Genomic DNA, 13,827 nt, shown 5'->3' on the forward strand with positions numbered 1-13,827 from the left:
GCTCGGAACGACGGTTCAGTCGGCGCTCATGACGGACTGCACGCTACCGTCGGAGCCGAGGTTCACGAGCAGCACGTCATCCGTCGAGCTGTCGTCGAGGGCGTATTCGAGGACGGCGAACGGCTCAGAGCCGCCGTGCTCGTCCGCGAGGATCGTCATGCTCATCAGGCGCAGCGAGCGGATGATGTCGACGGCGGCATCCCCCGAGACGTCGACGAGCACCTCAGGCAGATCGTCACCGTAGGTCTCCTGCTGCTGAAGGATGTACTCGGTGACCTCGCTGGTCCGGTCATCGACCTCCGCGAGCATGCCCCGGCGTGCCGTGTCGTCCACGCTCTCGAGTCCGGCGATGAGCGATGCGGCGATGTCGAGCGCGTCGGCGGACACGTCGTCCTGGTCGGGCGCCGTCAGATCGACGGTGACGCTCTGGTCGCCCAGCTCGACGGTCTCCGACCAGAAGATCGAGCCGTCTGGTCCCGAGGACAGGAGTCCGAAGTAGTCGTGTTCGATCGCCATAACGCTATGAAACCAGCCTCGTGCTCACTGCGGTAGTCCCGTCATCAACCGACCAGCGACTGGACGAACACATGGGGGGTGAAACCGGTGAGATCGTCGATCCCCTCGCCCTGTCCGAGCAGCTTGACCGGGATGCCCGTGCGCTCCTGGACGGCGAGCACGAACCCGCCCTTGGCGGACCCGTCGAGCTTGGTGAGGACGAGGCCCGTGACGCCGGCGTGCTCGAGGAAGGCCTCTGCCTGCATCACGCCGTTCTGACCTGTGGTGGCGTCGAGCACGAGCAGCACCTCGCTGATCGGCGCCTGCTTCTCGACCACGCGCCTGATCTTCGAGAGCTCGTCCATGAGGCCGCCCTTGGTGTGCAGACGCCCAGCCGTGTCGATGATCGCGATCTCGATGCCTTCGCGCTTCGCATACTCGACGGTCTGGAAGGCGACGGACGCAGGGTCCTGTCCCTCCTGCTGCGGACGCACGATCGCGGCGCCGCCGCGCTGAGCCCACGTGGCGAGCTGGTCGACCGCCGCCGCTCGGAACGTGTCGGCCGCCCCCACCACGACGCTGCGCTGATATCCGCGGAGGAACTTGGTGAACTTGCCGATCGTCGTCGTCTTGCCGACGCCGTTGACACCGACGACCAGCACGACGGCCGGGCGTTCCGTGAGCTTGAGAGTCGTGTCGAACTTCGCGAAATGCTCCTCGAGGGTCTCTCGCAGCATGCGCTGGAGATCCTTGGGGTCCGTCGTCCGGTACTTCTCGACCTTCGCGCGAAGCTCGTCGACGACACGCTCGCTGATGTCGGGTCCGAAGTCGGCGGTGATGAGAGCCGTCTCGAGGTCCTCCCAGGTCGTCTCATCGATCGTGGGCTTGACGAACATGCCGCGCAGTGCGCGACCAAGAGACCAGGACTTCTCCGCCATCCCTCCAGCCTACGGGTACCGTCAGGGGATGAACCCCGCATCCGGATTCGAGCGTGTGTACGTGCATGGTGCTGGGCGCCGAGGCAGGGATGCATGGCCGGCGCAGGGCATCGGCGCGGGGCGGTTCTTCTCGTTCCCCTCCGAGTCCTCCATCGAGCAGCAGGTCGCCTCCCTCCTGAGTGCAGGCTCCGGTACCCGTGTGATCCTGTTCGCCCACTCGATCGGAGCCGTCCCCGCCGTCCTCGCTGCGGCCTCGCGCTCCGTCGACGTCACAGGTCTGGTGCTGGTCGAACCCGCGCTCTACGACATCGCTCGCGGCTCGGCGCCGGTCGAACGCCACATCAGCATCGTTTCCGAGGCGCGTGCACTCGCAGCGACCGGGGACCTCCGCGGGTTCTGGGCGATCCTGCGGCCGTTGATGTTCGGCGGCCCGTACGACGACGAACTCTGGGATCGAGAGCGACCGATCGCGCAGCATTGGGCCGCGACGAACCTGCCCTGGGGGCACGGCGTGCGCGCATCGATGGTGCGGAGCGTCCCGACTCTCGTGGTCACCGGCGGTTGGAACGGCGAATATGAGGAGATCGCCGCCGTGCTGACAACGGAGGGCGCGCGACACGAGACGCTTGCCGGCGCGGGGCATCGGCCTCAAGACCTTCCGACGTTCCCCGCGCTGGTTGCAGGATTCGAGCGGGATGCGGTTCGCGAAAACCCAGACGATCACGGCGTGTCGTTCGGAGGCTGACCCCGACACGCCCGCGGACCCCCGGACCATCCGGACTTCCGCCGCGGCTGGCGCGTGCGGCTGTCAGCTGGCGCGTGCGGCAGTCAGACGGCGGCTGCCGCCCGGTCGCCGACGCGCTGACCCACGACGGCGGACACGCCGTCCTGACGCATCGATACCCCGTACAGGGCATCGGCGATCTCCATCGTGCGCTTCTGGTGGGTGATGACGAGCAGCTGCGAGCTCTCCCTCAGCTGCTCGAACACTGTGAGCAGTCGACCGAGGTTCGCATCGTCGAGTGCGGCCTCGACCTCGTCGAGGATGTAGAACGGGCTCGGCCGCGCCTTGAAGATCGCCACGAGCAGGGCCACCGCCGCCAGCGAACGCTCCCCGCCGGAGAGAAGGGACAGGCGCTCGATCTTCTTGCCGACCGGGCGCACCGAGACTTCGATGCCGGTCGTCAGCATGTTGTCGGGGTCGGTGAGCGAGATGCTCCCCGTGCCGCCGGGGAACAGGAGCGGGAACACCTGTCCGAATGCCTCCTTCGTGTCTTCGAAGGCACTGGCGAAGATCGTCTGCATCCGCTCATCGAGATCGGCGATGATCGTGAGGAGGTCCTGCCGGGTCTGGGTGAGGTCAGACAATTGCTCGGTCAGGAACGCGTGCCGCTGCTCGAGAGCGGCGAACTCCTCGAGAGCAAGCGGATTCACTCGGCCGAGCTGTGCGAGCTTGCGTTCGGCCTCGGCGAGCCGACGCTGCTGGATGCGGCGATCGAAGGGGATCGCGGTGTCGTCGAGGAGATCGTCAGCGACGGATTCAGCGCCTGGATCACGGGGAACCAGCTGGTCAGGACCATATTCCGCAACAAGAATATCTTCGTCGAGCGCGAGCTCGGAGGACACGCGTTCGAGCAGACTGTTGAGGTGCAGCTTCTTCTCATGGATCTGCAGTTCGAGCCCGTGCACGCTCTCGGTGAGTCCGGCGAGGCGTTCCCGCAGTGAGGTCTCCTGCGCTCGAAGTCCGACGAGCTCTTGGTTCTGAGCCGACCGCGCGGCCTCCGCCTCCGCGAGCGCGACACGCGCCTCGGTCACGGATCGGTCCAGGGAGTCGAGGATGCGCGGGAGCTCCTCGGCCACCCCCGAGGCCGCCTCGCGCTGTGCGCGACGGATCACTGCTCGTCGAGCGGTCTCCGCAGCCGCGTCCCGTTCCTGCTCGCGCTGACGTTCGAGGCTCGCGACCCTGGTTTGAGCCGCACGCACGCGTTCTCTCAGCGTCTCGATCTCCAGCCTCGCCGTCACCTCGCCTTCGCGCGCGAGCTCGAGAGCCTCGAGCAGGCCGTCGCGTGCCGACGCGTCGAGGACGGGACGCGGCGCCGCGATCGCCTCATCCAGCTCCGCCTTCGCCGCCTCCGCCTTCGCCTCGGCGTCGGACACAGCAGCCTGGGCCTGGACGAGGCCGGCCTCCAGCCGCTCGCACTCCGCCACAGCCGACTCATGCCGCACCGTGACGCGGTTCATCTGCTCGGCATGCGTCGCCAGAGCCGCGTCGTGCTCGCGGAGGGCGCGCAGCGCGTCCTTGGCCTGACGCCTCGTGGTCTCCACAGCCTCGTTCGCATCCTCGCGGGCCTCACGGAGCGAATCGACCACGATCTGGATCTCGGTGAGGCGCTCGGATGCCGCATCGCGCTCCGCCGCGAGCTCCAGACGTGAACGCTCGCCTCCTGACCCGGTCCGCAGGGTCTGCGCGGTGATCACGTCACCGCCCACGGTCACGATCGTCGTCGAGGTGTCCCCGGCGATATCGAGTGCCGCCCGCGCGGAGCGCGCAGACTCCAGGTCGTCCGCGATGAGGACATGGGAGAGCACCCCGAGCACGCCGTCGGGAGCCGTCACCGTATCGATCGCGGGAGTGACACCCGCGACTGCGGAGGGAACCGCCTCCGGACGACGCGCATCGGCGATGACGAAGTCGACCACTCCCCTGCGCTGTTCCGCGGCTTCTGCCGCGAGAGCGAAGGCATCGGCGGCCGTCTCGATGAGCACGCCCTCTGCGAGGGGACCGAGAACCGCGGCGATCGCCGCCTCATAGCCGGCCCGCACCTGCACGGAATCCCCGACCAGGCCGCGCACTCCCCTCCCCCCGCTCTTGACGATCTCTGCGGCGCCGCCGGAGAGATCCAGGGCGCTGCTCAGTGCGGCAGCCTTGGCCGTCAGGGAGTCGACCTCGCGCTCCGCGGCATGCAGCCGCTCCCGCAGGGTCTCCCGTTCGGCTTCGGCCGCGCTCGACGCCCGCTGCGCGCTGTCATAGGCGGCCGCATGCTCCACCGCGGTGCCCTCGGGGGTCTCCGCATCGTCGATCGCCTCGAGTGCATCCGCGGCCTCGCGCCTGCGCGCGTTCGCGGCCTCGAGCGCATTCTCCTGCCGGAGCACAGCGCCTCGCACAGCCGCCAGGGCGGAGGCGGCGGCATCGGCCGTGCCGCGCAGGGCGGACAGCCGCATGTCGTACTCCGAGACGAGCGCACTCTGCTCGGCGATGTCCACGTCGAGCGTGTCGAGTTCGGCCCGTGCAAGCACGACATCGCGGCTCGCCGACGCCGCCGCGTCCTGCGCATCGCCCAGGCCGGCGGAGATCACGTCGATCTCGTCCTTCGCCTCATCGATGGTGCTCTGCGTCACGGTGACCGCGGTGACGGCCGCGTCATCCTCGTCGGAGCCGAGAAGGGCGAGGCGCTGATTCGCGAGCGTGTACAGCCCGCGCATACGCTCCTGCACCTGCTCCAGACCGAACGCCACGCTGCGCGCCTGGTCGACGGCGACCGAGTTCTGATCCTGCTCCAGACGCGCGATGCTCGCACGGACCGTTTCCGCCTGGTCCGAGAGCACCAGCCGCTCGGTGTGACGTTCCTGCTCCGTGCGCGTGTGATCAGCGAGGGCGGCACGCAGCGCCACCACGTCATCGGCGAAGATGCGGGCCTTGGCGTCACGGACGACCGCAGCGATCGTCTGCGCCTCGCGTGCGATCTCCGCCTGACGCCCCAGCGGCTTGAGCTGTCGCCGGATCTCTCCCGCCAGATCGCTGAGACGTGTGAGGTTCGTCTCCATGGCGTCGAGCTTGCGAAGGGTCTTCTCCTTGCGACGACGGTGCTTGAGGATCCCCGCGGCTTCTTCGATGAAGCCGCGTCTGTCCTCCGGCGATGCCTGCAGCACCGTGTCGAGGCGGCCCTGACCGACGATCACGTGCATCTCGCGACCCAGACCGGAATCACTCAGCAGCTCCTGCACATCGAGGAGCCGGCATCCCTCCCCGTTGATCGCGTACTCGCTCGCCCCGTTGCGGAAGAGCGTGCGACTGATCGTTACCTCCGCATACTCGATCGGCAGCGCACCGTCGGCATTGTCGATCGTGAGTTGTACCTCGGCGCGTCCGAGCGGCCCCCGGGTCGACGTGCCGGCGAAGATGACGTCTTCCATCTTGCCGCCGCGCAGCGTCTTCGCGCCTTGCTCCCCCATCACCCAGGCGAGTGCATCGACGACGTTCGACTTGCCGGAACCGTTCGGACCGACGATGCAGGTGACGCCGGGCTCGAACACGAAACTCGTCGGCTGCGCGAACGACTTGAACCCTTTGAGCGTCAGGCTCTTCAGATGCATGCGGGCACCGCTCGTCCGGGGAGAATCACGCGGCTACGCTACCGGAATTCCGCGCCTGTACAGTCATCCCGCGCGGACGGACACGGAACCGACGCCGACCTGCGACACGCCGCAACGGACCGATGTGCTTGACGCTGAGCGCGGTGGTTCGCTACCGTGGCCTCCGGATCGCCACACGAAAGGAGGTTACCGATGATTACGACTCAGCTCAACGCACAGGCCACTGGCCTCGCCGCGCCCGCGCATTTCGCGCCGCGCCCTGCGTTCTCGGTAACCGCCGGCGTCCCCGCGAGCACGCTCTCGTAGAACCGCACCCCGAGAATCCAGGCCCGTAGTGGGTCTTCTCCGGTCGATTCCTTCGCGCCCCACCCTCTGATCTGTCTTCAGATCATGGATCTCCCGCCGCCCTCGGCACCCACGTTCCGTGGCGCCGACGAGCCGCATCCTTCCGCGCCGTCCCGACTGCTGCCGCCGTCGAGGTGCGGTGCTTCCGCACCCCATCCATCACCAACCCTTCCGAAGGAATCATCGTGAACACCACGTTGCACCGCAGCGTCTCCCACCCGCCCGATATCGAGGACCGCGAGGTCCTCCAGATCCCCCGTCCCGACGAGCTGCGTCAGCTCTCGCTCATGGATCGCGTCTCCCTCCGGATCGGCCTCTGGCTGTTCCAGCGGGCGCAACGTCCACCGCGACAGCGTCGCAGCCTGCACATCGATCCGGCCGACCTGTTCCTGCTCGGGGAGCAGCGGCACCGGTCTGCAGCCGAGTCGTACGCCTTGCTGACGTACGACATGCAGCGCGGAATGCGCTGACCGGAGGCCGATCATGCACATCGCCTCGGATCAGTCACCGCTGTCCGCATCCGCTCGCTCCGTGCGAGCGGGTGCGGACAGCGCAGAGGGGCCACGCACCATCGACCGGTCTCGCTCCTCCGTTCCCCTGCCCCCGACTCGAGTCGGCCACTCCTCCCAACCCGACAACTCCGACATGAAGGAAACGCACATGACGACCGTCGAACCGACGATCAGCCCGCTGATCGTGCCGGTCTCCCTGGACGCCGAAGACGCCGCAGACTTCCACGCCTGTGCCGCGCTGAACCGACAGATCTGCGATGAGATGGTCGGGCTCCCCGACCTCGCACCGGATGCGGTGCAGATGCTGCCGGAATGGCAAGACGAGACAGATGGACTCCATCGGGGATTCGTCGCCCGCATCGGTGACGAGATCGTCGGCATGATCACGATGTTCTTCGCGCTGGAGGAGGACGCACGCGCGGCGGAGTTCGACATGCTGGTTCCCCGGGCACAGTGGGGGAAGGGCGTCGAGGATGCTCTGCTCGCACGAGCAGAAGCGGAGGCCCGCGCTCACGACCGGAGCATCCTGCAGACCTGGAGCCTGCATCGTCCGGTCGAAGTCGACCGGATGCTCGTGCCGCGGACCGGGTGGGGACGCATCCCGGCGACGCCGCTCTCCGACCTGGCCGAGGCCAGCGGCTTCGTTCTCGAACAGGTCGAGCGCAACAGCGAGTACGACCTGCACGGCGACGCCGCACCGCTGCGACAGGCCCTGGCGGATGCGACAGCGTTCGCCGGAGACGACTACCGCGTCCTCGAGTGGAACATGCCGACGCCACCCGAGCTGCGAGACGGTTTCGCTGCCGTCCTCGCCCGGCTGTCGACAGATGCGCCGAGCGGAAACATGGACTTCGCGGAGGAGAGCTGGGACGCCGATCGCGTGGCCCGCCGCGAGGAGAGGATTCTTCGCGCGGGACAGGCCGTCTCCGTGGTCGCCGTGCAGCACGTGCCGACGGGGGAGCTCGTCGCGTACAACGAGCTGCTGATCGCCGCGGATCGCACCGGCGTCACGGATCAGTACGGCACCCTGGTGCGCAAGGACCATCGGGGGCACCGCCTCGGCATGATCGTGAAGTGCGCGAATCTGCTCCGCTGGCGCGAGCTGATGCCTCTCTCGACCGTCGTCTCCACCTTCAACGCGGAGGAGAACCGGCCGATGCTGAGCATCAACGAGTCGATCGGCTTCCTCCCGGTGTCGTACACGGGGGCATGGCAGAAGAAGATCTGACGGCTGTGCGGACCCGATCTCATTCTTCGGGATGACATCGGGTCCGCATCGTCATCCAGCCGACCGACGACATCGGAGGGGCGAGTGATGAGGCTGGAGTCATGAACATTCCCGTGATCGAAGCCCACGCCCTCACCAAGAACTTCGGGACGACGCGCGCTCTCGCCGGCGTCGATCTCGCCATCCACCGCGGCGAGTCCGTTGCGATCATGGGGGCGTCCGGCTCCGGCAAGACCACGCTCCTGCACGTGCTGGCCGGGATCACCCCGCCCGATGCCGGCAGCGTCGTGTTCCGCCCCGCCGAAGGTGCTCCCATCGAGGTCACGGCACTCGGCGAGAGCGCGCGCTCCCGGCTGCGACGCGAGCGATTCGGCTTCGTCTTCCAACAGGGTCTGCTGATCCCGGAGCTGACAGCGGTGGAGAACGTCGCCCTCGCATCGATGATCAACGGCATCCGCCGAAAGGACGCGGCGCACCATGCAGCATCCTGGCTCGCAGCGCTCGGTCTCGCCGGCATGGAGGACCGCCGCATCGGCGAGCTCTCCGGTGGTCAGGCGCAGCGCGTTGCGATCGCCCGCGCCCAGGCCACCGGTGCGGAGCTCGTGTTCGCCGACGAGCCCACCGGCGCCCTCGACTCGCAGACGTCCTCCGAGGTGATGGACGCGCTCCTCTGGTCGACGACCGGCCAGGGACGCACCCTCGTGGTGGTGACCCACGATCCCGAGGTCGCGGCCCGCTGCACCCGCACGATCGCGGTGCGCGACGGACGCATCGTCTCATCGGCGGTGGCGGCATGAACCGCGCCGTCCTCGCCCTGCTCCTGCGCCCCGCGCCCGGGCAGAACAGCGTCCTCGCATTGCCGGTGGTCGCCTTCGGCGTCGTGACGACGCTCGTTCTCACCGTGATCGGAGGTGCGCAGTCCTTCTGGGGCTGGACCGACGAGTATGCCCCGATCTATCAGGCGCTCGCTGCCATCGCCCTCGTCCTCCTCGTGGTGCCCCTGATGTCACTCGGCGGTGCGGCGGCGAGGCTCTCCGCCCGTAGACGCGACGAGAGGCTGTCCACGCTCCGCCTGCTCGGGGTTTCCCCCGCCGGCGTGACGGTCGCCACCGTGGCGGAGTCGGTTCTCGTCGCAGCCGCCGGAGCTCTCGCCGGAGTCGTCGGGCACGTCGCACTCAGCCCACTCATCGGGCTGATCCCCTTCCGAGGCGAGCCTCTCGGTTTCGCGGCAGTCATCCTCCCTCCGCAGCAGATCTCCTTGGTGTTCGCGGGCGTGCTCGTCCTCGCGGCGACGAGCGCCGTGATCGGGCTCCGTCGGGTCGTGATCTCCCCACTCGGAGTCCGCACGCGGACCGTGGCCTCGAAGGCGCATTGGATCCGCGCCGTGGTCGCCGCCGGAGCGATCGCGATCGCCTTCGTGCTCATCAAGGTGTTTCCCTCGATCGGCGGAGTCGTGATGACGATCGTCGTGCTCGCCGCACTCTTCGGCGTCGCACTGGGGGTGCTCAACCTCGTCGGGCCCTGGGTCCTCAAGGTCTCGGCATCCGGGCAGCTGAGGCGCGCCGAGCAGCCCGAGCGGCTGCTCGCGGCCCGCATCGTCCTCGATTCCCCCCAGGCGGCGTGGCGTCAAGTGGGCGGGATCTCGATGGCGAGCTTCATGGCCGTCTTCGCAGGCACCGGGGTCGCGATACTCAATTCGATGAGCAGCTCCGAGGCGGCAGCGTCGGACCTCGCGCTCGCCGACGACATCCGCACCGGACTCATCATCACACTCATCGGGTCGTTCCTGATGGTGGCGGCATCGGTCGGCGTCAACCAGGCGTCGGACATCCTCGACCAGCGTGAGCTGCACCGGAGCCTCCATCACCTCGGCATGCCGATCGAGACCGTGGATCGTGCTCGCCGCCGCGCGATCATGTCGCCACTGCTGGTCACGGCGATCGGATCGGCTCTGGTCGCTGCCGTCCTCGTGTTCCCTCTGGTCGGGATCGCTCTGATCACGGCCCCGATCTCCCTGTTCACGATCGCCGCGGTGGTCGCGATCGGCATCGGCGTCGTGTGGGCGAGCACCTGGGCCACCCGTCCGCTGCTCCGAGGGGCCTTCCAGGCCGCATGATCGCCGCTTTGGTCGAATAGTACGTATTAACGTACTATTCGACCATGAGCGATGAGATCTCCCCCCTCCGCGAAGAGCTGATCGCATTGACCCAGCGTGTCGATGCCTTGGAACAAGGCCTGCGAGCCCCGAGCGGCGCCACCGCCACGCACGATGGATTCTGGGCTCTGAACGGTCTGGAGGAGCGACGTGCCGACGATCCGTCCACGGAGCAGGGAGCGGTCATGCTGGTCGGGGCCTTGACACTGCCGGCCGGCGGTCCGGTCTCCTGGCAGCAGACCGTCGGCACGACGGGCCAGATCGAGACGACCTGGACGGAACGCGCCGCGGTGTTCGCCGCACTCGGCCACCCGGTACGCATCGAGCTGCTCCGTCATATTCTCGCGGGTGTACAGGCCACTGCCGACCTCGCCGCGATCGACGGTCTCGGGACGACGGGGCAGCTGCACCATCACCTTCGACAGCTCGTCTCTGCCGGGTGGGTGCGTCAGAGCGGGCGCGGCAGCTATGAGGTACCGGCCGCCCGCATCGTGCCGCTGTTGGCCTGCGTGCTGGGAGCGGAGCGGTGAGGCGCGCCCTCGTCGCGGCCTACCGCCTACGCGGACCGGTCTACGGGATCGCCGCCCTCGCACTGATCGTGTCGGCTCTCAGCAGCGGAATCCCGCTCGGGGACGGCTCCCGCCAGGCACGAGGCGTGATCAGCCTGGTCGCACTCGGCGCGCTCGCGGTGAGCATTCTGCTCGTCTTCGTCGGCCCCCGACTCCTCCCCACGCGCGACACCGCAGTGATCGGTTCCCCCGTGTCCGGCCGGTGGCTGGGCATGAACAGCCCGGCGACGAAGGTTCCCAGCCACGGGATCCGCATGTACGGGCAGGCGTATGCCATCGATCTCGTCCACGAGCCGACCGACGGGGATCGTCCGGCTTTCGGCGACGGTCCGGCGCTGCGTCGCCCGCAGGACTTTCCCGCGTTCGGCGAAGCCGTCTTCGCGATGATCGACGGGACCGTCGTGCGCGCAACGGACTGGCGGCGAGACCACCGCGCCCGCGCGAGCACCCTCGCCCTGATCTACATGCTGTTCGAAGGCGCGGTGCGAGAGCTCGGAGGCCCCGGCTTCATCCTGGGAAACCACGTCACGATCCGCGGGGCGAACGGTGAGTACGCGACGGTCGCGCATCTGCAGCGGCATTCGATCGCCGTCCGCGTCGGTGACACGGTGCGCACCGGAGAGCAGATCGCCCGCTGCGGGAACTCCGGGAACAGCAGTGAGCCTCATGTGCATGCGCAGCTCATGGACCGCGTCTCGCCGTGGACCGCACAGGGACTGCCGATGGCGTTCACCGCCGTCTCGCTCGATGACGGCCCGGAGCACGTCGCGGCGTTGCCCGAGACCGGCCAGCACATGACCACGATGGGCCTTCCGCACCCGGCAGCAGGGCCGAGCCCCTCGGTGTCGTGAGGCTCAGCGCGCCGGGCGCTGGCACCGCGGGCAGAAATGCGAGCCACGGTTCATGAACTGCTCGCGCACGATGAGCGTGCCGCAGCGCGGACAGGGTTGGCCCTGCTGCCCGTAGGCATTCAGCGAGTGCGCGAAGTACCCGGCCTGCCCGTTGACGTTCACGTACTGGGCGTCGAAGCTGGTGCCGCCCTCGGCCAGCGCCTTCGCGAGGACGATACGCACCTCTGCCAGGAGTCGGCGCACCGCCGGCGTCGAGAGACGATTCGCCGGCGTCTCCGGGTGGATGCGCGCCGCCCAGAGGGATTCGTCCGCGTAGATGTTGCCGATCCCGCTCACGACACCCTGATCGAGGAGCACACGCTTGATCGCGCTCCCCCGCCGCGAGAGGGCCGAACGGAACCCGTCATCGTCGAAGTGGTCGTCCATCGGGTCACGCGCGATGTGCGCGACCTGCGTCGGGATCCGCGATCCGCCGTCCGCGATGAGGGCGTCGACGGCGAGCGAGCCGAACGTCCGCTGGTCGGAGAACACGATTGCGAGCTCGCCGTGCACAGGGTGCTCGATGCCGATGCGCACGCGCTCGTGCCGCTCGGCATCGGCGTCGGGGGCGCGCAGCAGCATCTGCCCGCTCATCCCGAGGTGCGCGATCAGCGCGGACTCCGCGTCGTCGAGCGGAAGCCAGAGGAACTTCCCGCGACGGAGCGCCGCCGTGAACGTCGCGCCTTCGAGCCTGCCGGCGAAATCCGCCGCACCGGCGAGGTGCCGCGTGAGCGCTCGTTCGTCGAAGACGCTCACGGAGGTGATCACGGAGCCGACGGCCGCCGGTTCGAGGCCCGCGCGAACGACCTCGACCTCGGGAAGCTCAGGCACGCTCGCTGAGCGTGCGCCAGGCGCTGAGGGCCGCCGCCATCTCCGCGGTCTTCTTGCTGCTGCCGGTACCGGTCATGCGAACGTCGCCGACAGCGACCGTCGCGGTGAAGCGGCGGTCGTGATCGGGTCCGCTCGCCTCGACCGAGTATTGCGGCGGTGTCGCGCCGACCCGCGCCGCGAGCTCCTGCAGGCTCGTCTTCGGATCCATCGCCGCGCCGTAGCGCTCCGGATCCGCCAGCAACGGCTTCGTCAGACGCAGCACGAGCTCGGTCGCCGCGTCGGGTCCGGCCGAGAGGTACGTGGCGCCGATCACGGCCTCCATCGTGTCGGCCAGGATCGAATCCTTGTCGCGACCCCCGGTCTGCTCCTCACCGCGTCCCAGCAGCAGATGGCTGCCGAGATCGATGACACGCGCGACTTCGGCGAGGGCGACGGTGGACACGACGCTGGCGCGTCGCTTGGCCAGCTCACCCTCATCGAGATCGGGATGGGTCGTGAAGAGCATCACCGTGACCGCCTGCCCGAGCACGGAGTCGCCGAGGAACTCCAGGCGCTCGTTGTGCGGGATGCCGCCGTGCTCATACGCGTAGGAGCGGTGGGTGAGGGCCAACTCCAGAAGCTCCGCGTCGATGTCGACGCGGAGCTTCTCTGGGAGAGGCCTCGTCCCCCCGGGGACCTCCGTCACAGTACGCGACTCAGACGTCGGCGACCTTGCGGCCCTTGTACTCGAGGAACAGCTCGGTGCCCTGCGAGTCGGTGACGACCTTCGCCTGGTGCGGACGGCTGTAGACGACCTTGCCGTTCTCGATGGTCTTGACGAGCGCGATGGGCGCCGCCTTCCACTGCGCGCGGCGCGAGCGGGTGTTCGAACGGGAAACCTTGCGCTTCGGGGGGTTACCAGCCATGACTAGCTCTCTTCTTTCTCGGCGGCACGAGATTCTTCCGTGCCGTCTTGGTCTGTGATGTTCTGGAGCGCGCTCCACCGAGGATCGATGGGAGCGGCCTGCTCCGTTCCGGTGCTCACGGTCAGTCGCTCACCCGTTTTCGGGTCAAGACCCGGGCAATCCGGCTGACACACCGGCTGAAAAGGAAGTGCCAGTACGGCCGCATCCCTGACGAGAGTTTCAAGATCCACGTGGTCGTCTTGAACCTCGAAGTCAGTTTCTTCCTCACCAGGATACGCGAAAAGCTCCTGGAACTCGACTTCGACCGGCCGGGTGATGTCGATCAGACATCTGCCGCACACTCCGGCGTACTCCGCATCGGCCGTTCCGGAGACCAGAATGCCTTCGTGAACGGACTCCAACCGCACGTCGAGATCGAGTTCGGAACCCGCTTCGTAGGACACGATGCCCTCACCCCACGCTTCCGCGAGAGCGACGGTGAACTCATGTTCGCGCATCTCTCCCGGGCGCCGGACGATGTCACGGACGGGGAGGACGAAAGGGCCGTTCATTCGAGAGCGCACCCGACCATGCTACCGGGCCTCA

General features: G+C 68.1%; 14 protein-coding genes. 7 read left to right on the top strand and 7 right to left on the bottom strand.

All coding sequences use genetic code 11. The annotated features are described in order from the left end of the window. Positions 1-15: 15 nt before the first annotated feature. The gene (locus CQ042_RS00755; protein ID WP_105668327.1) at positions 16-516 is read right to left on the bottom strand and encodes a DUF2004 domain-containing protein; all 501 of its coding nucleotides are present in this window, start codon (positions 514-516) and stop codon (positions 16-18) included. Positions 517-560: 44 nt separating this feature from the next. Then, positions 561-1,433 (bottom strand): signal recognition particle-docking protein FtsY, encoded by an 873-nt coding sequence (gene ftsY / locus CQ042_RS00760; RefSeq protein ID WP_105668328.1) that lies wholly within the window; start codon positions 1,431-1,433, stop codon positions 561-563. A gap of 28 nt (positions 1,434-1,461) precedes the next feature. On the opposite strand from ftsY, the gene CQ042_RS00765 reads away from it, so the two are divergent. Then, entirely contained in the window at positions 1,462-2,178 is a 717-nt protein-coding gene (locus CQ042_RS00765) for an alpha/beta fold hydrolase (RefSeq protein ID WP_181157389.1), read from the top strand. Between the two features lie 83 nt (positions 2,179-2,261). On the opposite strand, the gene smc is transcribed toward CQ042_RS00765, so the two are convergent. Next, on the bottom strand, positions 2,262-5,807 hold the full coding sequence (gene smc, locus CQ042_RS00770) for a chromosome segregation protein SMC (protein WP_105668329.1): 3,546 nt from the start codon (positions 5,805-5,807) through the stop codon (positions 2,262-2,264). Between the two features lie 530 nt (positions 5,808-6,337). Between smc and CQ042_RS00775 the strand changes: the two genes are divergently transcribed. The 6 genes from CQ042_RS00775 (at position 6,338) to CQ042_RS00800 (ending at position 11,467) form a co-directional block, all read left to right on the top strand. Further along, positions 6,338-6,622: a hypothetical protein gene (locus CQ042_RS00775; RefSeq protein ID WP_105668330.1), complete on the top strand. Its 285-nt coding sequence runs from the start codon at positions 6,338-6,340 to the stop codon at positions 6,620-6,622. A gap of 190 nt (positions 6,623-6,812) precedes the next feature. Further along, positions 6,813-7,892, top strand: coding sequence for a GNAT family N-acetyltransferase (locus CQ042_RS00780; RefSeq protein WP_105668331.1), 1,080 nt, complete (start codon positions 6,813-6,815; stop codon positions 7,890-7,892). 101 nt (positions 7,893-7,993) lie between these two features. Then, positions 7,994-8,689, top strand: coding sequence for an ABC transporter ATP-binding protein (locus tag CQ042_RS00785; protein ID WP_105668332.1), 696 nt, complete (start codon positions 7,994-7,996; stop codon positions 8,687-8,689). Next, positions 8,686-10,008 (top strand): FtsX-like permease family protein, encoded by a 1,323-nt coding sequence (locus CQ042_RS00790; protein WP_105668333.1) that lies wholly within the window; start codon positions 8,686-8,688, stop codon positions 10,006-10,008. Before CQ042_RS00785 ends, CQ042_RS00790 begins: the two co-directional genes overlap by 4 nt. A 44-nt stretch (positions 10,009-10,052) precedes the next feature. Next, positions 10,053-10,577, top strand: coding sequence for a helix-turn-helix transcriptional regulator (locus CQ042_RS00795; RefSeq protein ID WP_105668334.1), 525 nt, complete (start codon positions 10,053-10,055; stop codon positions 10,575-10,577). Next, complete coding sequence (locus tag CQ042_RS00800) at positions 10,574-11,467, top strand: M23 family metallopeptidase (protein WP_105668335.1); 894 nt, start codon at positions 10,574-10,576, stop codon at positions 11,465-11,467. The genes CQ042_RS00795 and CQ042_RS00800 overlap by 4 nt, the downstream gene beginning before the upstream one ends. A 3-nt stretch (positions 11,468-11,470) precedes the next feature. On the opposite strand, the gene mutM is transcribed toward CQ042_RS00800, so the two are convergent. From mutM to CQ042_RS00820, 4 genes are read right to left on the bottom strand one after another with little or no spacing between them, the layout of a single operon-like run. Then, positions 11,471-12,337, bottom strand: a complete 867-nt coding sequence (gene mutM / locus CQ042_RS00805) for a bifunctional DNA-formamidopyrimidine glycosylase/DNA-(apurinic or apyrimidinic site) lyase (protein WP_105668336.1) — start codon at positions 12,335-12,337, stop codon at positions 11,471-11,473. Continuing rightward, on the bottom strand, positions 12,330-13,022 hold the full coding sequence (gene rnc, locus CQ042_RS00810) for a ribonuclease III (protein WP_105668337.1): 693 nt from the start codon (positions 13,020-13,022) through the stop codon (positions 12,330-12,332). The genes mutM and rnc overlap by 8 nt, the downstream gene beginning before the upstream one ends. A 10-nt stretch (positions 13,023-13,032) precedes the next feature. Further along, a complete protein-coding gene (gene rpmF / locus CQ042_RS00815) occupies positions 13,033-13,242 on the bottom strand; it encodes a 50S ribosomal protein L32 (RefSeq protein ID WP_105668338.1) in 210 nt (69 codons plus the stop codon). Positions 13,243-13,244: 2 nt separating this feature from the next. Beyond that, complete coding sequence (locus CQ042_RS00820; RefSeq protein ID WP_105668339.1) at positions 13,245-13,793, bottom strand: DUF177 domain-containing protein; 549 nt, start codon at positions 13,791-13,793, stop codon at positions 13,245-13,247. Positions 13,794-13,827: the final 34 nt, after the last annotated feature.

The sequence above is a fragment of the Microbacterium sp. MYb62 genome (assembly GCF_002979475.1).
Classification (GTDB): domain Bacteria; phylum Actinomycetota; class Actinomycetes; order Actinomycetales; family Microbacteriaceae; genus Microbacterium.

Bases quoted from the DNA above. Each gene is read 5' to 3' on its own strand.
- CQ042_RS00755 (WP_105668327.1), bottom strand. From the start codon at position 516: ATGGCGATCGAACACGACTACTTCGGACTCCTGTCCTCGGGACCAGAC.
- ftsY (WP_105668328.1), bottom strand. From the start codon at position 1,433: ATGGCGGAGAAGTCCTGGTCTCTTGGTCGCGCACTGCGCGGCATGTTC.
- CQ042_RS00765 (WP_181157389.1), top strand. From the start codon at position 1,462: ATGAACCCCGCATCCGGATTCGAGCGTGTGTACGTGCATGGTGCTGGG.
- smc (WP_105668329.1), bottom strand. From the start codon at position 5,807: ATGCATCTGAAGAGCCTGACGCTCAAAGGGTTCAAGTCGTTCGCGCAG.
- CQ042_RS00780 (WP_105668331.1), top strand. From the start codon at position 6,813: ATGACGACCGTCGAACCGACGATCAGCCCGCTGATCGTGCCGGTCTCC.
- CQ042_RS00785 (WP_105668332.1), top strand. From the start codon at position 7,994: ATGAACATTCCCGTGATCGAAGCCCACGCCCTCACCAAGAACTTCGGG.
- CQ042_RS00790 (WP_105668333.1), top strand. From the start codon at position 8,686: ATGAACCGCGCCGTCCTCGCCCTGCTCCTGCGCCCCGCGCCCGGGCAG.
- CQ042_RS00795 (WP_105668334.1), top strand. From the start codon at position 10,053: ATGAGCGATGAGATCTCCCCCCTCCGCGAAGAGCTGATCGCATTGACC.
- rpmF (WP_105668338.1), bottom strand. From the start codon at position 13,242: ATGGCTGGTAACCCCCCGAAGCGCAAGGTTTCCCGTTCGAACACCCGC.
- CQ042_RS00820 (WP_105668339.1), bottom strand. From the start codon at position 13,793: ATGAACGGCCCTTTCGTCCTCCCCGTCCGTGACATCGTCCGGCGCCCG.